This window comes from Desulfobacula sp. (assembly GCF_030145145.1).
In the GTDB taxonomy this organism is placed as follows: Bacteria; Desulfobacterota; Desulfobacteria; order Desulfobacterales; family Desulfobacteraceae; genus Desulfobacula.
Genome location: NZ_JAQYWD010000013.1, coordinates 22224 through 44073, shown reverse-complemented (window position 1 = coordinate 44073; position 21850 = coordinate 22224). Strand labels below are relative to the sequence as shown.

23 protein-coding genes are annotated in these 21850 nt (G+C 47.1%); 7 read left to right on the top strand and 16 right to left on the bottom strand.

Features of this window, described 5'->3' with window-relative positions; all coding sequences use genetic code 11:
- Positions 1 to 103: 103 nt before the first annotated feature.
- Both Q1Q15_RS09070 and Q1Q15_RS09065 read right to left on the bottom strand, forming a co-directional pair.
- Positions 104 to 1570, bottom strand: a complete 1467-nt coding sequence (locus Q1Q15_RS09070; RefSeq protein WP_300458711.1) for a pyridoxal-phosphate dependent enzyme — start codon at positions 1568 to 1570, stop codon at positions 104 to 106.
- Positions 1571 to 1631: 61 nt separating this feature from the next.
- Positions 1632 to 2306 (bottom strand): GntR family transcriptional regulator, encoded by a 675-nt coding sequence (locus Q1Q15_RS09065; RefSeq protein WP_300458708.1) that lies wholly within the window; start codon positions 2304 to 2306, stop codon positions 1632 to 1634.
- A 191-nt stretch (positions 2307 to 2497) separates the two neighbouring features.
- Here Q1Q15_RS09065 and Q1Q15_RS09060 point away from each other — a divergent pair, with 191 nt between their 5' ends.
- Genes Q1Q15_RS09060 through hypE form a run of 4 tightly spaced genes read left to right on the top strand, consistent with a single transcriptional unit; the run spans position 2498 to position 7194 of the window.
- On the top strand, positions 2498 to 2749 hold the full coding sequence (locus Q1Q15_RS09060) for a HypC/HybG/HupF family hydrogenase formation chaperone (protein ID WP_300458705.1): 252 nt from the start codon (positions 2498 to 2500) through the stop codon (positions 2747 to 2749).
- Between the two features lie 6 nt (positions 2750 to 2755).
- Complete coding sequence (gene hypF / locus Q1Q15_RS09055; protein ID WP_300458703.1) at positions 2756 to 5080, top strand: carbamoyltransferase HypF; 2325 nt, start codon at positions 2756 to 2758, stop codon at positions 5078 to 5080.
- Positions 5081 to 6166: a hydrogenase formation protein HypD gene (hypD, locus tag Q1Q15_RS09050; RefSeq protein WP_300458700.1), complete on the top strand. Its 1086-nt coding sequence runs from the start codon at positions 5081 to 5083 to the stop codon at positions 6164 to 6166.
- Between the two features lie 17 nt (positions 6167 to 6183).
- On the top strand, positions 6184 to 7194 hold the full coding sequence (gene hypE / locus Q1Q15_RS09045; RefSeq protein WP_300458698.1) for a hydrogenase expression/formation protein HypE: 1011 nt from the start codon (positions 6184 to 6186) through the stop codon (positions 7192 to 7194).
- Between the two features lie 68 nt (positions 7195 to 7262).
- Here the strand turns inward: hypE and hysD are convergent, their stop codons facing one another.
- From hysD to Q1Q15_RS08995, 10 genes are all read right to left on the bottom strand, one after another.
- On the bottom strand, positions 7263 to 7769 hold the full coding sequence (gene hysD, locus Q1Q15_RS09040) for a NiFeSe hydrogenase maturation protease (RefSeq protein ID WP_300458696.1): 507 nt from the start codon (positions 7767 to 7769) through the stop codon (positions 7263 to 7265).
- Positions 7770 to 7862: 93 nt separating this feature from the next.
- Positions 7863 to 9374: a NiFeSe hydrogenase large subunit HysA gene (gene hysA, locus Q1Q15_RS09035; protein WP_300458694.1), complete on the bottom strand. Its 1512-nt coding sequence runs from the start codon at positions 9372 to 9374 to the stop codon at positions 7863 to 7865.
- Positions 9375 to 9414: 40 nt separating this feature from the next.
- On the bottom strand, positions 9415 to 10371 hold the full coding sequence (gene hysB, locus Q1Q15_RS09030) for a NiFeSe hydrogenase small subunit (protein ID WP_300458692.1): 957 nt from the start codon (positions 10369 to 10371) through the stop codon (positions 9415 to 9417).
- A gap of 303 nt (positions 10372 to 10674) precedes the next feature.
- Complete coding sequence (locus tag Q1Q15_RS09025; RefSeq protein ID WP_300458691.1) at positions 10675 to 11088, bottom strand: YbgC/FadM family acyl-CoA thioesterase; 414 nt, start codon at positions 11086 to 11088, stop codon at positions 10675 to 10677.
- Positions 11089 to 11249: 161 nt separating this feature from the next.
- The gene (locus tag Q1Q15_RS09020) at positions 11250 to 11588 is read right to left on the bottom strand and encodes a DUF190 domain-containing protein (protein ID WP_300458688.1); all 339 of its coding nucleotides are present in this window, start codon (positions 11586 to 11588) and stop codon (positions 11250 to 11252) included.
- 8 nt (positions 11589 to 11596) lie between these two features.
- A complete protein-coding gene (gene crcB, locus Q1Q15_RS09015) occupies positions 11597 to 11974 on the bottom strand; it encodes a fluoride efflux transporter CrcB (protein ID WP_300458685.1) in 378 nt (125 codons plus the stop codon).
- Between the two features lie 198 nt (positions 11975 to 12172).
- Positions 12173 to 12601, bottom strand: a complete 429-nt coding sequence (locus tag Q1Q15_RS09010; protein ID WP_300458683.1) for a hypothetical protein — start codon at positions 12599 to 12601, stop codon at positions 12173 to 12175.
- An 11-nt stretch (positions 12602 to 12612) separates the two neighbouring features.
- On the bottom strand, positions 12613 to 13068 hold the full coding sequence (gene sixA, locus Q1Q15_RS09005) for a phosphohistidine phosphatase SixA (protein WP_300458681.1): 456 nt from the start codon (positions 13066 to 13068) through the stop codon (positions 12613 to 12615).
- Positions 13069 to 13078: 10 nt separating this feature from the next.
- Positions 13079 to 13645 (bottom strand): DUF309 domain-containing protein, encoded by a 567-nt coding sequence (locus Q1Q15_RS09000; protein ID WP_300458678.1) that lies wholly within the window; start codon positions 13643 to 13645, stop codon positions 13079 to 13081.
- On the bottom strand, positions 13624 to 14589 hold the full coding sequence (locus tag Q1Q15_RS08995) for a class I SAM-dependent methyltransferase (protein ID WP_300458676.1): 966 nt from the start codon (positions 14587 to 14589) through the stop codon (positions 13624 to 13626). Before Q1Q15_RS08995 ends, Q1Q15_RS09000 begins: the two co-directional genes overlap by 22 nt.
- Before the next feature lie 565 nt (positions 14590 to 15154).
- On the opposite strand from Q1Q15_RS08995, the gene Q1Q15_RS08990 reads away from it, so the two are divergent.
- Together Q1Q15_RS08990 and Q1Q15_RS08985 are read left to right on the top strand one after the other, a co-directional pair.
- On the top strand, positions 15155 to 15820 hold the full coding sequence (locus Q1Q15_RS08990) for an NAD(P)/FAD-dependent oxidoreductase (protein ID WP_300458673.1): 666 nt from the start codon (positions 15155 to 15157) through the stop codon (positions 15818 to 15820).
- A gap of 418 nt (positions 15821 to 16238) precedes the next feature.
- Positions 16239 to 16376, top strand: coding sequence for a 4Fe-4S binding protein (locus Q1Q15_RS08985; protein WP_300458671.1), 138 nt, complete (start codon positions 16239 to 16241; stop codon positions 16374 to 16376).
- A 21-nt stretch (positions 16377 to 16397) separates the two neighbouring features.
- Here Q1Q15_RS08985 and Q1Q15_RS08980 read toward each other — a convergent pair whose 3' ends face one another.
- Positions 16398 to 17144 (bottom strand): DUF547 domain-containing protein, encoded by a 747-nt coding sequence (locus Q1Q15_RS08980; protein WP_300458669.1) that lies wholly within the window; start codon positions 17142 to 17144, stop codon positions 16398 to 16400.
- Positions 17145 to 17226: 82 nt separating this feature from the next.
- Between Q1Q15_RS08980 and Q1Q15_RS08975 the strand changes: the two genes are divergently transcribed.
- The gene (locus tag Q1Q15_RS08975; RefSeq protein WP_300458666.1) at positions 17227 to 18447 is read left to right on the top strand and encodes a glycosyltransferase family 4 protein; all 1221 of its coding nucleotides are present in this window, start codon (positions 17227 to 17229) and stop codon (positions 18445 to 18447) included.
- A gap of 30 nt (positions 18448 to 18477) precedes the next feature.
- Here Q1Q15_RS08975 and Q1Q15_RS08970 read toward each other — a convergent pair whose 3' ends face one another.
- The 3 genes from Q1Q15_RS08970 to Q1Q15_RS08960 form a co-directional block, all read right to left on the bottom strand.
- Entirely contained in the window at positions 18478 to 19272 is a 795-nt protein-coding gene (locus tag Q1Q15_RS08970; RefSeq protein ID WP_300458664.1) for a protein phosphatase 2C domain-containing protein, read from the bottom strand.
- A 125-nt stretch (positions 19273 to 19397) separates the two neighbouring features.
- On the bottom strand, positions 19398 to 20579 hold the full coding sequence (locus Q1Q15_RS08965; RefSeq protein WP_300458662.1) for an RNA methyltransferase: 1182 nt from the start codon (positions 20577 to 20579) through the stop codon (positions 19398 to 19400).
- Positions 20576 to 21619, bottom strand: coding sequence for a 3-deoxy-7-phosphoheptulonate synthase (locus Q1Q15_RS08960; protein WP_300458661.1), 1044 nt, complete (start codon positions 21617 to 21619; stop codon positions 20576 to 20578). Before Q1Q15_RS08960 ends, Q1Q15_RS08965 begins: the two co-directional genes overlap by 4 nt.
- Positions 21620 to 21850: the final 231 nt, after the last annotated feature.

Below are 21850 nucleotides of genomic sequence, written 5' to 3'. Positions count from 1 at the left end.
GGTCAGGCTTTTTTTATGGTGCTTTTTATCACTATTTCATGACCAGACGGGTAAAAAGTGCCATAAAGAAAGCCTGACCCCAAGAATAAACGCCAACAGCCGGCTAATCTTTTAGAAGCCCCACCCGGTCATTGAACTGGGTGATCAGCTGGTCAATTTGTTCTACCTGGTCAAAGGTGCTGGTCCAGTAGGTGTCGTGGTCATACCACTGGTCGTTGAGCTCGTTGACATCTTTGCCCTGCTGCTCGATCCAGGTATAGTACTTGAGGTTGTGGATTGTTTTTTTGTCATAATAGGTCAGCTCTTTCATGTGATCCATGCCAACGGATTCCAATAGCTGGAGATCCCGCTGGATATCTGTTTGAGAGTAAGTCCCCCGTTCTTGGGTTAATTCAGTGAGCCTTGAACCGTAGAGCTGCATGGAATCCGTTGCAATGCTCACCACATAATCGTCTTCGGTCAGTTCATTGTATTTGGCAAATTTGATGGCAGCCACCATGTTGCCGATGCCTGAGATCCCGAGCAGGTCCAGCTTATTGACCAGATCAGCCTCCACACCCGTTGCTATGAGAGCCTGTCTTCCAATGCCCTCGTTAAAGAGACGTAACAGCCGCATGGGGACTTCATCATCCACAGCGATGACAAAATCCGTTTGTTTGCAGTCGTGGACCCAGGGGACATGTTTGTCTCCGATGCCCTCAATGCGGTGGCCGCCGAAACCATTCTGGAGAAGTGTCGGGCACTGGAGCGCCTCTGCCACGGCTATTTTTGTATGGGGGAATTGCTTTTTCAGGTAGTATCCGGCAGCCAGTGTGCCGCCTGATCCGGAAGAGGAAATATAACCGGCAAGGCGCTTGTTGTCCTTGAGATAAACGGATAAGATTTCCTCAATGGCATTGCCGGTGACGGTGTAATGCCACAATGGATTGCCCATTTCATCAAATTGATTGAAAATTTGAAGGTCTTCTCCAGAGTTCCTCAATTCCCAGCATTTGTCAAAAATTTCTTTGACATTGGACTCGCATCCCGGCGTTGCAATGACCTGGCCGGCGATTTTACTGAGCCACTCAAACCGCTCCTGGGACATTTCTTCAGGGAGAATGGCAATGGCATTGCATGCCAGAAGGGCTGAAATATAGGCTCCGCCCCTGCAGTAATTGCCGGTGGAAGGCCATACGGCCTTTGTTCGCTGGGGGTCAAACTGCCCGGTGACAAGGCCGGGGGCCAGACAACCATACGTCGCACCGACTTTGTGAGCGCCTGTGGGAAACCAGCGTCCTGACAGCATGATGATATTGGCACGGCACCCGGTGAGTTCCGGGGGAAGGATAAAGTGATTTGCCCCCCCAAAGAGGCCGCCTGAATCTTTTTGTTCATTATGCCAGGTTATCCTGAAGAGGTTGGCCGAGTGAAGATCCCATAAACCAATGGTTTTGAGTTGATCTTTCATGGCTGTTGGTATGGTTTCCGGATTTTTCATCATGGCAAAGGTAGGCAGGATAATTTTTTTTTCCCGGCAAAAGGCAATGTTTTTTTCCAGAATTTCAGGGGTGATGGTTAAATCAATCATGGGATTTCCTTAAGTTGTTACAGTGTTTTTCAATTTTTTGACAATTAAATAGCATGACGGGTTATTTTTGTTTGCGTGTCCCGGCTTTGAGTCGCTCAAGGCTGTTTTGCCAGTTTGAGTGGATGGTTTTGATGGCCAGGTCTGAATTTCCTGCTTTTAAAGTGGCGATGATGGTCTTATGGTCTTCAAGGGAGTTTTTGGCATGGGCGGTTCCCTCAAAGTAGAACACCTCAAATCGGCGGTATCGGACCTTCAGGTCCTGAAGGATTTTAATGAGATGGTTATTTTGTGATCGTTCGATATATACATCGTGGAAAGCGGCATCTGCTTTGGATGCGGCCACGGGATCATTGTTTTCAAGGGCGGATTTAAGCACTGCGTTGGCCTGTTCCATTTTTTCAAAATCTTTGGCAACCAGGGTTTTTAGGGCCAGGGCGGCTGCCAGTCCGTCCAAGGTCCATATGATCGGATAAATCATCTCCGGTTCCCGGGAGGAAATTTCAGATACCCGTGTCCAACGGTTTGCCGAGGATTCAACCAGGTCTTTGTCTTCAAGTCGTCGCAGGGCTTCCCGGACCGGGGTTCGGCTCACACCCATATGTTCGGCGAGTTCCTTGTCCAATAATTTTTCCCCGGGACGGAGAACCCCTTCCATGATCCAGGTCAGCAGTTTGTTGTATACCTCATCCCGCATGGAAGGACGATGTATTTGATTGTTTTTTACAGGGAGGGGCATGGTTTAAGCCTTTTTTCGGTTTGTTGTCATTTAAAATGCGTTCCCGGATAAACCCGGGAATATCATATCCATGAATACTACATTGGATGTAATATATCACATTCAATACAGAAGACAAGTTTAAAATAAGGTTTGTTCAATGGTCATTTTGTGGTATATTCATCCCTCAACTTTAAATAGGGGTAAACACTATGTGCTTAGCTGTACCGTCTAAAATTATTGAGATCAATAGCACGGTTGCCCGGGTGGATGTGGACGGTGTGGTCCGGGAAACCAGTATCCTGCTTCTGGATGATGTGAAGATCGGGGAGTATGTCATTGTCCATGCAGGATTTGCCATCAACAAGGTGGATGAAGTGGCTGCCCTTCAGACCCTGGAAGATATGCGCCGGATACTGGCTGCCGATCCTCAACAGACCCATGGTTTGAATGATGACGTGTAACGGTTCATGAAGGGGTCGCGGGTTGTAAAACGGCTGGACATCAGTGGTGTGGTTCAAGGCGTAGGGTTTAGACCTTTTTTATTCGGTCTGGCAAAAAAATACCACCTCACCGGTGAGGTGTCCAATACATCCCTTGGCGTGTGTGTCCTCTTGGAAGGATTGCCTGAACAAATTGAGCAATTTTCCAATGAGGTATATCATAAGAGCCCGTTGCTGGCGTCAGTGACCCATATTAGCACCAATGATGCACCATCCCGGAAATTTTCTTGTTTTCAAATTGTGAAGAGCCAGACGTCCAAGCAACGGCGTACTTTAATTTCTCCCGATGTAACCCTTTGCCGGGACTGCCTGTCTGAAATGAAAGATCCCCGGGACCGGCGGTACCAATACCCATTTATCAATTGTACCAATTGCGGTCCCCGGTATACGATTATTGAAGATATTCCCTATGACCGGCCCCAGACGTCCATGCGACACTTTAAGATGTGTGCGGCTTGTCAACAGGAATATGATGACCCGCTGAACAGACGGTTTCATGCCCAGCCCAATGCCTGCCCGGAATGCGGTCCCCAGGTGTCGTTGACAGACCCGGGGGGTAACCGGATTGTATCAGGTTCAAAAACAGCCATCACCTTGGCTGCCCAGTATTTAAGCCGGGGCAGGATTGTTGCCGTAAAGGGGCTTGGCGGATTTCATCTGGCCTGCGATGCCGCAAACCAGTCAGCGGTTCAGCGCCTGAGGCAAAGAAAAGGCCGCCCGCATAAGCCCTTTGCCCTGATGGCAGAATCTGCTTCGGTTTTGTTTGACCACGTTCATGTCAGTGGCCGGGAAAAGGAATTGTTGGAATCTGTTTCCCGACCCATTGTCCTGTTGACCAAAAAGCAGGTCAAGGAGGGGCATATCCCGGGACTGGCATCGGAAGTGGCGCCCTTTAACCCTTGCCTCGGGATCATGCTGCCCTATACGCCCCTGCATTATTTGCTGCTGGAAAAAGGACCTTGCGTTCTGGTGATGACTTCCGGTAACCGTTCAGGAGAACCGCTTTCCATTGAGAATGAGGATGCACTGGACGCGGTTTCTTCCATGGCGGATTATGTTCTATTACACAACCGGGAGATTTGTTTTCGGGCAGATGATTCCATTGTCCGGGTCCAGGCCGGCCGGACAAGATTTATCCGCCGTTCAAGGGGGTATGCCCCCCTGCCCATTGTTTTAAAACAGAAATTACCGAAAATTCTGGGATGTGGCGCCGGGCTCAAAAATACGATTTGTCTGACCCGGAATCATCATGCATTTTTAAGTCCCCATATCGGGGATCTGGAGAATGTAAAGAGTTATGAGGTATATCAAGACAGTATTGATCATTTACAACAGATGTTCGATATCCAGCCGGCGATCATTGCCCATGATATGCACCCGGGATATTACAGTACCGCATATGCCCTGGCCCAGAAGACCGTAAAAAAAGTGGCGATTCAGCATCACCATGCCCATGCTGCCGCCTGTATGGCGGAAAATAATCTGGATGAAGCGGTGATTGCCATCACCCTGGATGGCACCGGGTATGGGACAGACGGCCACATCTGGGGCGGGGAAATCCTGTTATGCACGCAAAAAGGCTTCAAGCGGAAAGCCCACCTGTCTTATCTTAAAATGCCCGGTGGCGATGCTGCCGTTCTGGAGCCCTGGCGTATGGCGGCATCGGTTCTTTACCAGGCCATGGGAAATGATTTTTTAACCCTGGATCTCCCCTATGTCCGGGAGATGGGGAGAGAAAAATTGTCTTTTGTCGGCAAAATGATGGAAAAAAACGTAAACTCCCCGTTGACATCCAGTGCAGGACGGCTGTTTGATGCGGTGGCCTCTCTTTTATGTATCCGGCATAAAATTTCCCATGAAAGCCAGGCGGCAATGGAACTGGAAGCCCTGGCAGATGAAAATTCCACAGGGGAGGGCTATGCATTCGAACTGGCAGCAAGTCTCCATAATGACCCGGACGATTCCTTTGAAATTAATTTAATGCCCGGTATCCGGCAGATGATAGGGGAATTAAGACAGAACAGATCTGCCGGTACCATCAGCTCAACGTTTCATCATACCCTTGTCCAGGCATTCCGGATGGCAGCGGTAACGGTGAGCCAGCAGACCGGGATTAGAAAAATAGTCCTTTCAGGTGGTGTGTTTAATAACGATATCATTTTGAACCTCATGATCAGGGCCCTTGAAGAAAACAATTTGACCGTATATACCCATACAAAGGTTCCCTTTGGGGATGGGGGGATTTGTCTGGGGCAAGCAGTGATTGCAGCTGCCAGGGAAGGAAAAGAATAGATGAGTTTAAAATATATTGAAGAATACAGGGATGCCTTGCTGGCAAGGGGTCTTGTTAAAAAAATTCATTTGGTCAGCAAAAAAAATCTAAGATTGATGGAAGTGTGTGGTACCCATACCACGTCCATTTTCAGGCATGGCATCCGGAGCGTGTTACCCGAAGGGATTACGCTGCTGTCCGGTCCGGGATGCCCGGTGTGTGTGACTGCGCAACGAGATATGGACGCCTTTGTCGCGTTTGCAAGGGTGAAGAATGTGATTGTGACCACCTTTGGGGATCTCATGCGCGTGCCGGGATCCCGGTCGACCCTGGCCCGGGAGAAAGCGTCAGGCGCTGATGTGAGGATCGTTTATTCGATATCTGATGCCCTTGCCATTGCCCGGGAGAATAAAGCCAAAGAGGTGGTATTTTGTGCCGTGGGATTTGAAACCACCATCCCCACCATTGCGGCCGGCATTCTTATGGGAATCAAGGAAAAACTGGATAACTTTTCCATTTATTCGGCCCATAAACTCACCCCCCCGGCCCTGGCTGCATTGATGGAAACAGAGGGTGTCTCCATTGACGGGTTTATCCTTCCGGGTCATGTTTCTGTGATTACCGGAACCCGTGCGTATCAGGATACCTTTGAGAAATATGATATTCCGTCCGTGATTGCAGGATTTGAGCCTGTTGATATTTTAACGGCCATCCTTCGGTTGATCCAGCAGAATGAGGCAGGCGCCCCTGCCCTTGAAAATGCCTATGCCCGGGCAGTTTCGGATGCCGGTAATGAAAAGGCAAAACAGATCATGAACCAGGTGTTTGAGATCTGTGATGCTACCTGGAGGGGGATCGGCCAAATTCCTTCCAGTGGCATGCAGCTGAAACAAGCGTTTAAAAAATTTGATGCCGCCATAAAATTTGGAATGGACATGCCCGATGTGCCTGAACCAAAAGGATGTGCCTGTGGGGAAATTCTCATGGGGTTGAAAACACCTTACGACTGTGCCCTTTATAAGACAAAATGCACCCCCATGACACCCGTGGGCCCCTGCATGGTTTCCAGTGAAGGGTCTTGTGCGGCATTTTACCGATATAGTTAGGGGAACAGGAAAAAAAAATGACTGAAGAAAAAATATTACTCGACCATGGGTCCGGGGGAAAGGTTTCCCACGCGTTGTTTTCCGATATGATCCTGCCCTTGTTTGAAAATCCTGAATTATCAAAGCAGGATGACGGTGCAACCCTGGATATTGACGGCACCAAACTTGCTTTTTCCACTGACTCGTATGTGGTGGACCCGATTTTCTTTCCCGGCGGAAATATCGGAGATCTGGCCGTGAACGGTACCATCAATGATATTGCCATGTGCGGCGCCATCCCCAGGTTTATCAGTGTGGGCCTGATTATTGAAGAAGGGCTGCCGGTAAAGACGTTAAAGACAATTCTTGAGTCCATGGCAAGGGCGGCCCAAAAGGCCGGGGTCAGGATTGTCACCGGCGATACCAAGGTGGTTCCCCAGGGAAAAGCCGATAAGATTTTTATCAATACGTCCGGGATCGGCGTGATCCCCCCTCACACGGATGTGTCCGGCTGCAATGCCGTACCCGGAGATAAAATTATTGTCAGCGGTACCATTGCGGATCATGGGATTGCTGTCTTAAGTTCCCGGGAAGGACTGCAGTTTGATTCAAATATCCAAACCGATTCAGCCCCGTTAAATAAAATGGTTCAGTCCCTGGTCCAGTCTGACTGTGATGTCCATGTGCTGCGGGATCCCACAAGGGGGGGCCTGGGGACAACGTTAAATGAGATTGCGGCTCAATCCCGGGTGGGAATGAAAATAGATGAACTCTCTTTGCCCATCAGGGGAGCGGTCCGGGGAACCTGCGAGTTGCTGGGGTTTGATCCGCTCTATATTGCCAATGAAGGTAAATTGATCGCCTTTGTCCCGGAAAGGGATGCCCAAAAAGCGTTGGAGATCATCCAGCAGGATGAGTTTGGAAAAGAGGCCATGATCATTGGCGACGTCACCCGGGAAGACCCTGGCAGCGTCTTCCTTCATACCGCCATTGGCGGCGTGAGAATCATTGACATGCTGACGGGAGACCAGTTGCCCAGAATTTGTTAAGTGGTGTTTGAATAAATCCTCTGCGAGCCATCCAAACACGGCGTTCTCGATCAGGCAGTCAGTCGTAATTATTCGTTTAAAAGGGTTTCAATCTGTTTTCTTGCCACTTGCATGAAGGATGGAAACGCCTTGACAAGTGCCGGGGTCATTTGGGTTCCCCAGTCAATTTTGTCCGGTTCAATCCCCACCACCTTCAGCTTGGGCCGGTGTCCTCTCATCTGGGCCATGTCCAGAGAGTCCAGCAGATCGATATCATGAAGGGATAACATCTGTTTTTCATTTTTTACCAGATCATCTTCGTCAAGGCTGTAAAGGGTGCCGGCTTCATGCCCGGCCCTGACAATATCCAACACCAGGACGTGTTCGTAGGTTTCAAACAGGTAGAAGATGTCCTGGGTAAAGGTTCCGCCGTCTATAAAATCAACCAGGGTGTCATCATATGTGTCTTTTTCTTTCCAGAACTCATGAACCGCATGCACTCCGGCTCCTTCGTCCGTCATGAGGATATTGCCTACCCCCAGTACTAACAGTTTTTTCATTTTGGATAGACGTTCCATTTTGTCAATTGTTATCATTACTTACCCTGTTCATCAAAGATTTTCGAGTAAAAAAAAAGGGGATGAAAAACATCATCCCCTTAAGTTTTGTTCAGGTAAAATCCATCTAAATTATAATGGAATTTCTACTTTGATTTTTCTGCCGGTGTCTGCGTCCAGCACGTGGACGGCACATCCCAGTCAGGGGTCAAAGGAGCGGACCAGCCGTCCCACGTTCACCGGGTTTTCAGTGTCAGGAACCGGAACCCCAATCAGGGCCTGCTCCATGGGGCCTCTCTGGCCCATGTCATCCATGGGGTTGGCATTCCAGATGGTGGCCGAAGTGACCTGGTAATTGGCAATTTTTTTATCTTTAATGTTAATGTAGTGAAGCAATGCACCCCGGGGGGCTTCAGTGAGCCCAAGTCCTTCGGATGAATCCGGGATGGGTGCAGAAACATAGGTCTCTTTGCCGGGCACGGCTTCTGCCAGCCATTGTTCAACAGCACCCGCCACCATGGCCGTTTCTTCCGCCCGGGCAACATGTCTGCCGAGAATAGAGAATGCCGCGTCTCCGATATCCCGCATGTTTTTGACCCCCAGTTTTTCCTGGCCGATCTTGGACAGCTCCGGATTGGTGACCCACATTCTTGCAAGGGGTCCGGCTTCATGGGGTTTGTTATTGTATCTGGGAGCCTTGATAAAGCTGTAAGCCCTTTCTTTGTCGGGGGCAGGAACGGTTTTTCCCTGGGAGGGGGTTAAGCCCGTTGTGGCATCATCAAAATAAGAATATTTTACATATTCTTTAATGAGAGCTGTATTAACCGGATAGTCCTTACCTTCGGTAAAAACCCCTCTTTTATGAAGTGTGTTGCCCGCGCTATCCATTGGGAATACCCCCCAGGCAACACAATTGTGATATCCGCCGCCGGTTTTCAAAAGATCCCCGTAGGGGCCTGCCAGCAGGTAAACGATGGGGAGATATTTTTCCATGATAAATTTTTTAACAATCTTGAAACGATCCGCATAGGCATTTAACGCTTCCCGGGTGGGAATTTCTGTGGTTCCTCCCACAACAATCCCCTGAACATGGGGCATTTTTCCCCCCAAAAGGGCGACCATCTCGTGGAGAATTTTTCTGATTTCAAGGGCTTCAAGGTATTGGCCCACGGCAATGTCGTTAATGTCTTTGGAAACACGGACATCGTTTTTTGCATATCTTGGGACGAACGGGGCAACATCAGGACCATTCACATAATCCAATGCAGCCAGATGATAGAAATGAAGAATATGGGATTGCAAAAAATTGGCCCCTAAAATCAGGTTCCTTGCAATTCTGCCGTTTTCAGTGAGTGTCACATTGAACGCATCATCCAGTGCCAGGGCAGATGCCGTGGCATGGGCCGTCGGGCAGACGCCGCAGATCCGCTGGGTAATCTGGATCGCATCCCTGGGGTCCCTGCCGATCAATATCTGTTCAAAACCCCGGAACATACCGCCAAATATTCTGGCATCAACAACAACACCGTCTTTCACTTCAACTTCAGCTTTAAGGTGACCCTCAATCCGGGTTAACGGATCAATGGCAATCTTAATTTTTTTTCCGGCTCCCACCGGAGCAGCTTGTGGTTTACAGCCTGCCATAATAAAACCTCCTCAGGTTTAAAAAGTTTTGGATATTTTGCTATGCGGGTTCATAGAAGGGGGATGAGGCATCTGGAAAGCCGGGCTCAACACACCCGATACACACGGCATTGTCCACACACCAGTTCATGCCGCTGTTCCATTTGCGTTTGTAACAGTCCGCATAGGTATCCGGACCTTTACATCCCAGATCCATACGGCAGCCTTTTGCATCGGAGAGTGTCATGGCCATTTCCCCGGCATCGTATTCCTCAACATGGGGGCAATTGTCATGGATGTTATTGCCATAGAAAATGACCGGACGTCCATCATCATCCAGTTCCGGCAGACCTTTGGTTAACAGATGGGCAATGGATCCCACAATCCAGTCCGGATGCGGCGGACAACCGGGGATGTTCACAACCGGAGTTTGAATGCCATACAGTTTAAAAAAATCCATAACGCCGGTGGCGCCGGTGACATTGCCTTCCGCAGCCGGAATGCCGCCATATGCGGCGCAGGCACCCACCGCAAGAACCGAACCGGCTTTTTTACCCAGGTCTTTGACAAGGTCCACCATGGTCATTTCTTGATGATTAAATTCGCCAACAATACAGAATTTACCATCTGCAGCTACAGGAATGGCTCCCTCAACGACCAGAGAGAATTTTCCGTTGTAGGCTTCGGCAATCTTAAATAGATTTTCCATGGCGACCCCACCTTCAGCAGCCATTATCGTGGGATGAAATTGAAGACTGATCACTTTGAGAAGGATATCGGCAATCGAAGGGTCAACACTGTTCAACAGAGAAACGGAGCAGCCCGTACAGCTTTGCCCTTGAATCCAGAGAACCGGATGGGTTTCAAGGGCCTTTTCCATTGCTGAAATAAGCACTGGATTGAACACTTGGGAAATACCGATTCCAGCCGCTGTTCCTGTAATGGTTTTCAAAAAAGCCCTTCTGGAAACCCCTGTTTGCTTTTGCTGCTCATCCAATACCATCAGTTTGTCTTTCACGGACACCTCCTTGATACTGTTAAAAATTAATGAACCATTTTCACCTGATTTTTTGTTATATCTCACCTGTTGTTTTTGAATCCGTGTCAATCCTTGTACAAAATATGCCTAATTTTATTGTGCCAGATAGTAATTATGAGTATAATGCAAGGATGTGGTTGTCAATAAAAAAAGAGTATTTTAATAGATTGCGATATTCATATAGATAGAATCGATGGGGAATTTAAGTGATTTTTACTGTCAGCGACATGGCAGTTAAAGAGGGATAAGGACGTCAGGAGTCCCCTGACAAATGCAAAAGGATTACGTTTCCACACCCATCAAGAACGCTAAATCCGGAATGGGTATTAATTTTTTGTTCGGTCCCAGGCAGACAAGTTCCAGGGTACAGGTGACAGCCGGCTTTGATCCATTCGGCCGCCAGGCTTCATGGAAAAAAACAATCCTGTAGCTGCCTTCTTTTTTCACGGTGGTTCTGATGTCCAGGAGATCTCCGAAAACTGCCCCGTCATGGTATTTGATGGTGACGTTGTAAACGGCAAAACCGATTTCATGCTGATGCCACATGTCGGCAAGGACAGTGATCCCAATGATATCTTCCCTGGCCCGTTCAAAGAATTTTAAATAATTTGCATGGTATACAACCCCTGAATGGTCAGTGTCTTCGTAATACACCCGGGCTGAAAAATGGTGTACTTTCCTCTTTGAATCCGTCATCTTGGTGTCCTTGTAACGTTCAGTCTTCTGGTAAGCGGTTATAGCATTGACAGCCCATCAAATCAATCCGTTATCAAAAACCGCAGCAATTCATTATAAAACGCAATAGCTGCCTGACCCGGTTTGGTTGTCGTCATAATGAAAATTGCTATAAAAATCGCCTAACGTGTCCGGTAGAACCGAATGTGGATTTCCTCTATAATGGCCAGGCCCTCTTTAATGGTATGATCAATGAGCGGTAAGAAATTATCAATTTTTTCCAGGGTATCGACAATTTCTATGATCATGGGCATATCTTCTGAAAGCCTCAGGATTTTTGTGGTATGAATCCTTGAATGTGCACCAAACCCTAAGATGCCCCGGGTCACTGTTGCCCCGGCCAATCCCTGTTCCCTTGCTTTTTTTACAATCCATTCGTAAAGCGGGATGCCGTTTCGTTTATCACTTTCTCCGATAAAGATCCTGAGCAAATGCCCTTTTTCCGGAAGAACCATACCCATACCCTCCTTTATAATACTTTAGACATGGAAAACCCAAGCCAGACAGAACCAAAACCAAGGATTAGATGGAGCAGAAGGTTTGTCAGTGCTGACACAAACTGCCCGTCCCGGGCAAACGTAAATATCTCATATCCAAAGGTTGAAAAAGTGGTAAATCCGCCTAGAAATCCCATGAGCACCAGGGCACGGATTTCAGGGGTGAAGAGGTGTCTTGATTCAGATAATCCACCCAATAAGCCAATCAACAGACATCCGACCACATTAACGGTCAAGGTACCGTAAGGGAAAAAAGGATCATTGAACAGCCTTTGGGATACATCACTGATCATGTACCGGCAGATGGATCCGGCAAACCCTCCCATTCCAACCATCACTAGCTTTATCATAATTATCTCCGGAAAATGTGTCCGTCCAACTGATGTTCAAGAGTTTAAATAGAAAAGAACACAAAAGCCATGTTTATTTGAACCAGGGGGTGTTTTTTTTAAAATAGGTGCCCGTTGATGCAACGCAGAAGACGCGCTGAAAGCCAAGCCAGATGGCGTAAATATTTATTTCCGAGTCCCTAAATCAATGGACCGCTTTTAATGGGTGGGATAAACGCCTTGGATTTTGAGTTTCAACAGGGTGTCTTTTACGGAAAGGAGGCGATACATGCCATGGCCGAGCCGGATACCCTCAACCAGTGACTTTCTAGAGAAATTCAGGGAATAGGGGACCTCAGGGTCCAAATCGAGCAGGTAAAGATCAATCTGTATCTGCTGGTTTGTTAATCCTTTGAAAACAAGGCCGGTACGGTGGATAATGATTTTTTCATTTTTCACAAGCAATACCTGGTCTGCCGTTATTTTTGAACGGATGGGCAGGCGTGCGGTTTCAGAATTTTTACGCCAGGCATGGTGACGGTCTTTATAAGATTCCGTGGACACATAAAAGATAATGGCAAAAGGAACAGCCAGGGTGAAAACAATAAATAAAACGGCAAGCCATCCTTTCCTGTTTGGCAGATACATGGGAGCCTCCACTAGGAAATAGTCGGGTTCAAAGTCCATTTGATATACCAGTCATTGTCTTCCCGGTCCAGGCAGACAATCCCGGAATTCTGGAATTTGTAGACCCGGATATCCTGAATACCTGCTGTCAGATACGAAACCAGTTTTTCCATAAAGGGCAGGTGCCCCACCACCATAAGATTGGCCGTTGGGTCAATCCTATCTCCAAAGGGGATTACAGGGTCCAGGGGCTGAATCCCTGACATCTTTTCCAGAGAGGTAGTTGGCTGCAAAGTATCCTGGAAAATAGCGGCGGTCTGGACCGCTCTTTTTTTATTCGAATGAACTATTTTTGTCACATTTATGGCATAGGCCTTTGCCACATCGGCAATGCGCTGCGTGACTTCCTCACCGGCTTTGGAAAGTCCCTTTTCCGGGTCTAGGTCCTTTGAAAGGCTGAGTCCGTGCTGGACAAGAAATAAGGCCATATCTTCCTCCTTAAAAATAGTGTTGTTTTATATTGAATTTAGGCGGAACAGGGTCAAGTTCGGTTAATTTTAAGATCAATAGATTTGTATCAAAAAGATCAGGAATAATGCCCTTGTGCTGTTTGAAAAGCAACAGGGCCTTTGCGGCAACTTTTTCTGCAGGAAGCCGTCTGCCATATGTCAGCAGTTCATAGACGATGGCGGAAAGAATCAGCGCCTGCAATGCGTTTTTCCAGGCCCCATGAGCGCTCAGCCACTCTGTTTCCAGCCATTCATGAAATTCAAAAAACAATTCAAGATTCCATAACAGAATTGAAATTATGATATCCCCATCCGGTTGGTTTCCATGGGAAATGATTTGATCAAAAATCGTTTCAAAACAATCCGTTCGGTGACGGATATACGTGGCTACAGGGCCATTGGGTTGCCGTGAGGGATATGATGCAATATTCTTTTTAAACGGTCCAGGGTCTTTTGTCTGAATTGCCTTGACAAAATCATGGCCCAGATTATTTCTAATGTCCCTGCAGGTCCGGTTTTCAAAGGGATCGAATATCATACCTGTATTTCCCAGCATCTATGAATTTGCCTTCGCTTGTTCTGATAATCTTCGGGGATGGTTTTTGACGTAATTTCCTGGATATTCGTTACGGTCAAGTCTTTTGTTTTTAACGCAAAGTCTTGATGATTCGTGGAAAAAAAAACACTAGCACCGGTTTTCATGAGATTGAATACAGCATTGAGCAATTGAGGGTGATCCTTGGCAATATCAAAATAGCCATTTGTTCTTCTCGTCGTTGAATAGGAAGGCGGATCGACAACGGCCAGATCAAAGTCCTGGTGCATGGGCTTGGCAGTGGTAAGAAAATCAAGGGTGTCTTCCTGGATCAGGATGTGTTTTGCATCTGACAGGCCGTTCAGTTCAAGGTTCGCCTGTGCCCAGTTAATGGCGGTTACGGATCGATCCACGGATACCGTCTGTCTGGCACCCCCTTTTGCGGCATAGCAGGTAAATGAGCCGGTATAGCAATAAAGGTTTAAAAAACGGGAGTCAAATGCCCTTTCACGCACCATCTGTCTGGTGTTCCGGTGATCGGAGAACACGCCTGTATCCACATAATCATTTGGATTGATGTAGAATTTGAAATCCCTTTCGCCCATGGCAATTTTCTGGTTTGTATGATCGATCCGTTCGTATCTTTTCCCTTCATTTTTACCGGCCCGCCTGATTTTGAGGTGCAGGTTTTCACCAGGGACGTCCAACGCCCGTGCCACCGATCTGCCCATGAGGGAAAGCCAGCCGGGAAAGGATTGTTTCCGGCTGTATTCACCCACAACAAGGTGACCGGCATACCAGTCCACGACCGCGTTGATTTCCGGTATATCCCAGTCATACAGCCTGAAGATATAAATATTTTGTTTTCTATACCGTTTGTGAAAATGCCTGAATTTTTTTTTGACTTTATCAACCAGCATTTGTGCTTGTCGTTGATGCTTTTTTTGTAAGGTCTGGCTGTCCATCCGCCCTTCTCCTGTTTCATTGAATCTTTTACTCAACTTTCGGACGTTAGCTTTAATCGACGGGGTCAGGCTTTTTTTATTGTACTTTTTATCACTATTGCATAACCAGACGGGTAAAAAGTGCCATAAAGAAAGCCTGACCCCATATAAAAAAGTTGAATCCTTTATTTATACACTATGTTGGTATGAATTTGCAACTTCCCGGATTTTATTCCAGCAATTCTAAATATGAAACATCAGGCCAGGGTCAGGCTTGCTTTATTGCGCTTTTGGCCTCTTCAAGAACCGATTTTTGATAAAAAGCACAATAAAACAAGCCTGACCCGTTCAAGAAAATGCCAAAATTAGAATTGCTGATTTTATTCAACGCAACGTTTGGATGTTAGCTTTAATGGACGGGGTCAGGCGTTTGTTATTGGTCTTTTGCCGGTCTGTCATGACCGTTTGAGCCATACCATCATAAAAAAAGCCTGACCCCGTCCATCAAGAGTATGATATAATCCAAAAAAAAATATGGGTGTTGAGCCCGTACATGATAAATTAAGAAACAGAAAAGGAATTGGTTATGCTCAAGGATGGTGAAAAAGGGGTGATTCGTCAAAGAGGCAAGGACAATGCAACATATGCCATTGCCCCGCATGTTCCCTGCGGAATAATAACGCCGGATCAACTCCAGAAACTGGCGGATGTGGCCCGAAAATACTCGGTATCGGCGGTTAAGATTACCAGTGCGGCAAGAATTGCCCTTGTGGGCATCACAGAAGAGCAGGTGGATGGCATCTGGGCGGATCTGGGAATGGATGCCGGTCACGCCACAGGGCTTTGTGTCAGAAGTATCAAGGTCTGTCCCGGAACAACCTATTGCCGGCTGGCAAAACAGGACAGCATCAAAATGGGCATGGCATTGGATGAAACTTACCATGGAATGGTGCTTCCCAGTAAAATGAAAATCGGTGTCAGCGGATGTAAAATACAATGTGCTGAAAATTGTATTAAGGATATTTCTCTGTATGGTACCCAGGAAGGATGGACAATGATGATTGGCGGCAATGGCTCGGCAAAACCAAGGCTGGCGGATATACTGATGGAAGGTCTTGGGTTTGAAGCGGCCCAGGAGATGGTGGCCAGGGTGATGGCATACTACAAGGAACATTCAAAACGGGAACGCATGGGCCGGATGGTGGATAGAATCGGTTTGGATAACATTAAGTCAGATTTGAAAATCATATAAACCCACATGTCGGCCTGCCGACACAACGAATAACGAAAATGGTATTATGCCGCCCCGACGGGCGATCGGATCGGCCCCGGACCGTCGGCGGCCCATTTGCCCTACCGGTCTAAAGCGCAGGAACTTCGGGCAGGTGTGTCCTCAAACAGCCTGCGCTTCTTAACGCCCGGCAGGGCAAATGGGCTGATCGCCTTTGGGTCCGAACGGGTCGATCCGATCGCCCGTCGGGGGCTCTGCTGTCGTATTTTTATATAAAATGTTTTGTTGCGGCAGCATCACCTGTCATGGCCGTTCGCGGACAATAAAGTATGCGCGTAACCACTCGTGCATTGTATGTGAAGAACATTGTCCAACCCATGATAAAGCCATTAAGTTTAATGTACTCAAAACCCGGGATGGGCTTGGAAACCCCGTTATATTGAAACAACCCTATGTGGTGGTGGCACTTTGTATTGGATGCGGTATCTGTGAACATATCTGTCCGGTTCAGGGTACGGTTGCCATTCGGGTGGTTGGCAAGCACCTTGCCGGGGGGGCCGGGTCAGGATATGGATAGGGCAGGGGGTGATGGAATCCCTTATCGGTTGAGTGTCCAGTCATAGTTCAGATAATTAATTTTCAGGGGTTTTCCGGGGGGGGTGAGTCTTTGTTTCAACTCGTCGGAGGCATAGGTTTTAATAAACAAAAGCGGATTGTCGGAAAAATCCGCTTCAAACCATTTGAAAATTTTACTGATATATAAGGTGTCGCCCTTGATAAATGTATGCCGCTTGTCATTGATAAAGCCGCTGGCCTGGTCGGTTAGCTGATCTTCCAGGATGTCGCCTTCATAGGGTTCCTCCCGGAGTCGGGGACAGCTTTTAGACGCACAGTTGATGGCAAAATGCATCCGGGGATCTTTGAAGACTGGCCGGAGGATATCATGCTCGATATAATCAAGGGATACGGTTTTTCCCTGCAGAGAAATGAATTTAATGTTCCAGGGATTGGAAAAAAAACTGCCGATTTCTTTAATGGAATTAATGCCCGGATACTTTGTTAAAACCAGTTTTATGGTGAATGCATTATAGGCGTTGATGTAAAATGCAAACCGGCTGTTTCTTGAAAGCGGTTTGACATCTGTGTGGCTCAATATGGCCAGATACGCGTCCAGCTGAGCTTCATCCTTTTTGAAGCCGTCATAGTTCACTGTTTTGTTTATGACATGTTTCTTTAAAAGGGCGGCATATAGCCGATTGTCAATATCCCCTGCTGCCATGGCCTGGGTCCCAACAAACAGTGTAACCATGAAAAAAACGACTCCATAGGTGAAACTTTTTTGCATGCCTGTCCCCTTACTTTTTGGTGTTAGATCTTCATTATGCTTATTATTTCATTTAAATCAATCTTGTGATACCTTTTTCTCCATGAAAATCCTGCATATCATCAGCCAGTCTCCGGATTTTACCGGGAGTGGAAAATTTATCCTGGAACTGATCCGGCAGAGCGCAATAAAGGGCCATGAAAATTATCTGGTGGCCGGTGTTCAGGCTGAATTTGAGATGCCCGGGTCTGTCATTGACCCGGATCATTGCCTTTTTGTCCGGTTCGACGGGAAAGACCTTGACTATCCCATCCCGGGCATGAGCGATGTCATGCCCTACCCCAGCAGTGTTTTTTCAACACTGGGTCAGGCAGATCATGTCGCCTATCAGAGGGTCTTTGAGGAAAAAATCAGGCAGGCAATGGACAGGTTTCAGCCGGAATTGCTGCATACCCATCATTTGTGGGTGGTGTCTGCCCTGGCAAGAACCATTGCCCCGGGGATCCCCATGGTAACGACCTGTCACGGGACCTGTCTTCGGCAGCATTACCTGTGCCCGGATATAGGCAGGCAGATCAAAAAAGACCTGCAAAAGATTGATCAGATCATTGCATTGAGTGGTGATCAACGACAGACCATTGTGGAAACCCTGGGGGTCGATCCGTTAAAAATTCATGTGATCAGTGGCGGATACAATCCGTCTTGTTTTTTTTATGACCCCAAAGCATTTCATGGTGTTGTGGAACTGGTGTATGCCGGTAAACTCAGTTCAGCAAAGGGGGTTCCCTGGCTTTTGAAAAGCCTGGAACAGATTGGAGATCTGCCCTTCAGGCTTCATATGGCCGGCAGCAGCACCGGCAGGGAAAAAGAAAGGTGTCTTGCGCTTGCCAGGCGGCTGGGATCAAAAGTGGTTTATCATGGGCCTTTAAGCCATGCCGGGTTGGGGGCGCTGATGCGAAGCGCCCATATATTTATACTGCCCTCGTTTTATGAGGGACTGCCCCTTGTGTTAATGGAGGCCCTGGCTTGTGGATGTCGAATTATTACAACTGCATTGCCGGGTGCAAAGGAAATTTTTGGGACAGATCATGCCTTTATGATAAAAATGATCGATTTGCCAAAGCTGAAAACCATTGATACTCCCCATGCAAAAGACATGGTCAACCTTGAAAGCCTTCTGGCCAGAACCGTGAAGCAAGGGATTGAAGACATTTTAACGACAGCGGAACCGGATAGGGTGTTTGTTGACTCAGTAACGTCTCAATTTACCTGGGAAAAAATTTTTTTAAGGATTGAAACGGTGTATACCCGGGTATGCCGGTAAGCCATCAGAAAGCCATCAAGACCGCCTGTTTCATGGATGTATGGCAATGGCGGCAATATCGTCATGGCATTTGAATCGGGGATATAGTCTGATATCCGGGTCCTGGGACTCAAGTTGTCGTACATGGTTTTTAAGTCCGGTCAGACCCAGTTTCTGGTAAAGTGTCATGAACTGTTTGAAATTTTTCTTTTTTTCAGGGATGGTGGAGGGAAGTTGTAACCCATCGGTAAACAAAAGAATGGTCTTGACATCCTCCAGGGGCAGAAAACCGCTGTTGACAAAATCCAGAGCACCGGGTTCACCATTGAGGACCCCATAGGTTTTGTTCATGTTTGATCTGATTTTTTTGACCTGTTGTTTAAATGCCGGGTCCTTGTGGGAGTAATTTTTTTTGAGCATTAAGAGGGTTTCATAATCATGATCTTCCTTATCTACCAGGACTTTGTAGGAATCGTCGGTATATATAAGGATGATAAAGGCATCACCGGTCTGGAGCCATTCAAGGGTGTTGCTGCCTACCCTGACAACTGCTGCACTGGTGCTCCATAGCGTATGTCGCTGACTTAAATTTACTTGATGGGTCATCATTTTGGATAATATGGCCGTATTTGCCTGCCTGCCCAATTGCATCAAAGGAAAGTGATTTTTTGAAAAGATCTGTCCTGCAGTGGCAGACGCCATCATCCCGCCGGTTTTACAGCCATCAAACACCTTATTATCAAGGCTGGAGGCCCCGTCGAAGACACCATAAATACTGTCTTCAATGATAACCGCGTCTTCGTTTAACCTGCCCGATCCTTTTTCCAGAATATGTTCTATTTCCATGCCATCCTAATTGTTATTTAAGTTCTTATGATAAATGAAAATATAGAAATAAAGCAGGGGTTGTCAAAATGATAATATCGATTTGATATGTCATCCGTATCGGAATAATCAATACGCAGTTGTCTTCAAATGATACCGATACCGGCAAAAATTTCGAGGCCACCGTGAAATATGGGTTTCAGCTCAAGCTTCAGCCCAAGATAGGACTGGCACTCCCGGGAGGGAAGAACGATCCCTGCGCGCCATCCCTTAAAATCAGCCGCCAGTTTTTTTCCAATTTCACGATAAATAGACCGGGCATCGATTTTTTCTCCCAGTCTTTTCCCGTAAGGCGGATTTAACATCACCACCCCCTGTTGGGGGGAAGATATCAAGCAAGGGGTAATGGAAAAAAAGTCTTGTTTAGTGACATCAATGATCGGCTTGAATATTTCATGGGCGATATTCTGCTCCAGAGCGGTTATGGCCATGTCATCGATATCCGAGGCAAAAATCTGCTTGTTTGAAAAATGGACAATGTTTTTTCGGGCCTGTTTTTTCATATGATCATAGGCCTTTCGGCTGAAGCCCGGCCAGTGTTCAAAGGCAAACGATCGGAAAAAGCCGGGGGGTACGTTGGCTTTCATCATGGCCGCTTCAAGGGAGAAGGTACCGGATCCGCACATGGGATCCATCAAGATATCTTCGGTTGAAAACCCAGCCCAGTACAGCATGGCAAAGGCCAGATTTTCTCTCAACGGTGCCTTACCTACATTTTGTTTGATGCCGCGCTTGAATAACAGATCTCCGGTGCTGTCCAGGGAAATGGTAAACTCATCATGATCCGCCCGGATATGAATCGTCTGGGTTGATTTGTTCCCGGAAGGAGACACAACCCCATTGCCTGATCCCAATTGAGCGGTAATGATTTTTTCACACCGCTGGGCAATGGCATCGGAATGGTATAACCGTGATTTTCTGGCGGTGACATTAAATTTGAGGGTGCAATTTTGTGGCAGATAGAGGACCCAGTCAATGGCAGCCGTTTTTTTTTCCAGTTTTTCAAAAGAATCTGCTTTAAAGCGGCTGATCCGCATCAATAGTTTTGAAGGGCTTCTCAAATTGAGATTTAACTGCATACCGGTGGTCAGTCGGGTGTTAAACGCGATACCTCCCGGGATGATGTCCAGGGTGTCTTTAGAGAACCCCAGCCCCATCAGTTCATCTTTACAGAGTCTTTTTAATCCGGGAGGGCAGACAGCAAAAAACGAATGATCCCTGCCAATAATTCTTCTTTTTACTCTTTTTTCATAGGCAGATAGTTTCATTGTGATAACCTGTCGTAGGCGCAATGGATCAGTTGTTCTGTGGTTTCCCAGGAGATGCATTCATCTGTTATGGAAATCCCGTAGGTGAGGGTTTTGACATCGCCGTTGCATTTTTGGTTGCCTTCAAAGAGATTACTTTCCAGCATCAACCCGATGATGCTGGTATTGCCGCCAATTCGTTGATCCAGAGCGCTTTTAAATACAAAGGACTGCTCTTTGAATTGTTGTCCTGAATTATCATGGGAACAGTCTATCATAACGGCATCCAGCAGTTTTTTTGATCTCAGTTTTTCCCGGGCCTTGCCAACGGAAATCGGATCATAATTGGGGTGGGACCCGCCTCGAAGAACAATATGGCCGAAGGGGTTTCCCGTGGTGCTGACGATGGCCGTGTACCCCTGGGGGTCTACACCAAGAAAATGCTGGGGGGATCGCGCCGCCACCATGGCATTGATGGCGGCATCCAGGCTTCCGTCCGTGCTGTTTTTAAATCCCACCGGCATGGAAAGGCCGGAGGCCATTTCACGATGGGTTTGGGATTCGGTTGTCCTTGCACCAATGGCCACCCAGGAGAGAAGGCCGGCAATATACTGGGGCGTGATGGGATCAAGAATTTCCGTTGTGGTGGGAAGCCCCATCTGGTTGATTTCGATCAACAGGGATCTGGCTTTTTTTAAGCCTTCGTCCATGTCGTAAGACGCATCAAGAAAGGGATCATTGATCAACCCTTTCCATCCCACGGTTGTCCTGGGTTTTTCAAAATATACCCGCATCATCAGATTAATTTTTTCTTTCACCTCTTCCCGTAACCGATTCATTCTCTGGGCATACTCAAGGGCGGCATCTATGTCATGGATTGAGCAGGGACCGGCAATCACAAGAAGCCGGTCATCTTTTTTCTGTAAAATGTTTTCAACGTCATGACGTCCGTTAAGGACGGTTTTTGCCACCTCATCTGATATCGGAAGTTCTTCTTTGATGGCATCAGGTGAAATAAGGGGTTTGAAATTTTTTACATTTACATCATAGGTCTGTTTCATTGCTTTTTCCTTTGCAGGTGTCATCCAAAAGCCAACAGCCTAAAAACAAAAAAGCCGCAGGCTTTTGCTGCCTGCGGCTTTTTTGTTAAATATTAACGATAGTGCGCAACAGACAGGCGAGTATAAAAATAATACCCAAAATAAAAGTAGGATCTGTTTGTTGTGCAAAAATTCATCTGTTTCTCCTTTTGAGATTCAGATAGACCATATATATTTTTTTAAGTCAAGAAA

What these genes read in the sequence shown, in the direction of transcription:
- Q1Q15_RS09070 (WP_300458711.1), bottom strand. Translation starts at nt 1,570, where the DNA reads ATGATTGATTTAACCATCACCCCTGAAATTCTGGAAAAAAACATTGCC.
- Q1Q15_RS09065 (WP_300458708.1), bottom strand. Translation starts at nt 2,306, where the DNA reads ATGCCCCTCCCTGTAAAAAACAATCAAATACATCGTCCTTCCATGCGG.
- Q1Q15_RS09060 (WP_300458705.1), top strand. Translation starts at nt 2,498, where the DNA reads ATGTGCTTAGCTGTACCGTCTAAAATTATTGAGATCAATAGCACGGTT.
- hypF (WP_300458703.1), top strand. Translation starts at nt 2,756, where the DNA reads ATGAAGGGGTCGCGGGTTGTAAAACGGCTGGACATCAGTGGTGTGGTT.
- hypD (WP_300458700.1), top strand. Translation starts at nt 5,081, where the DNA reads ATGAGTTTAAAATATATTGAAGAATACAGGGATGCCTTGCTGGCAAGG.
- hypE (WP_300458698.1), top strand. Translation starts at nt 6,184, where the DNA reads ATGACTGAAGAAAAAATATTACTCGACCATGGGTCCGGGGGAAAGGTT.
- hysD (WP_300458696.1), bottom strand. Translation starts at nt 7,769, where the DNA reads ATGATAACAATTGACAAAATGGAACGTCTATCCAAAATGAAAAAACTG.
- Q1Q15_RS09025 (WP_300458691.1), bottom strand. Translation starts at nt 11,088, where the DNA reads ATGACGGATTCAAAGAGGAAAGTACACCATTTTTCAGCCCGGGTGTAT.
- Q1Q15_RS09020 (WP_300458688.1), bottom strand. Translation starts at nt 11,588, where the DNA reads ATGGGTATGGTTCTTCCGGAAAAAGGGCATTTGCTCAGGATCTTTATC.
- crcB (WP_300458685.1), bottom strand. Translation starts at nt 11,974, where the DNA reads ATGATAAAGCTAGTGATGGTTGGAATGGGAGGGTTTGCCGGATCCATC.
- Q1Q15_RS09010 (WP_300458683.1), bottom strand. Translation starts at nt 12,601, where the DNA reads ATGTATCTGCCAAACAGGAAAGGATGGCTTGCCGTTTTATTTATTGTT.
- sixA (WP_300458681.1), bottom strand. Translation starts at nt 13,068, where the DNA reads ATGGCCTTATTTCTTGTCCAGCACGGACTCAGCCTTTCAAAGGACCTA.
- Q1Q15_RS09000 (WP_300458678.1), bottom strand. Translation starts at nt 13,645, where the DNA reads ATGCTGGGAAATACAGGTATGATATTCGATCCCTTTGAAAACCGGACC.
- Q1Q15_RS08995 (WP_300458676.1), bottom strand. Translation starts at nt 14,589, where the DNA reads ATGGACAGCCAGACCTTACAAAAAAAGCATCAACGACAAGCACAAATG.
- Q1Q15_RS08990 (WP_300458673.1), top strand. Translation starts at nt 15,155, where the DNA reads ATGCTCAAGGATGGTGAAAAAGGGGTGATTCGTCAAAGAGGCAAGGAC.
- Q1Q15_RS08980 (WP_300458669.1), bottom strand. Translation starts at nt 17,144, where the DNA reads ATGCAAAAAAGTTTCACCTATGGAGTCGTTTTTTTCATGGTTACACTG.
- Q1Q15_RS08975 (WP_300458666.1), top strand. Translation starts at nt 17,227, where the DNA reads ATGAAAATCCTGCATATCATCAGCCAGTCTCCGGATTTTACCGGGAGT.
- Q1Q15_RS08970 (WP_300458664.1), bottom strand. Translation starts at nt 19,272, where the DNA reads ATGGAAATAGAACATATTCTGGAAAAAGGATCGGGCAGGTTAAACGAA.
- Q1Q15_RS08965 (WP_300458662.1), bottom strand. Translation starts at nt 20,579, where the DNA reads ATGAAACTATCTGCCTATGAAAAAAGAGTAAAAAGAAGAATTATTGGC.
- Q1Q15_RS08960 (WP_300458661.1), bottom strand. Translation starts at nt 21,619, where the DNA reads ATGAAACAGACCTATGATGTAAATGTAAAAAATTTCAAACCCCTTATT.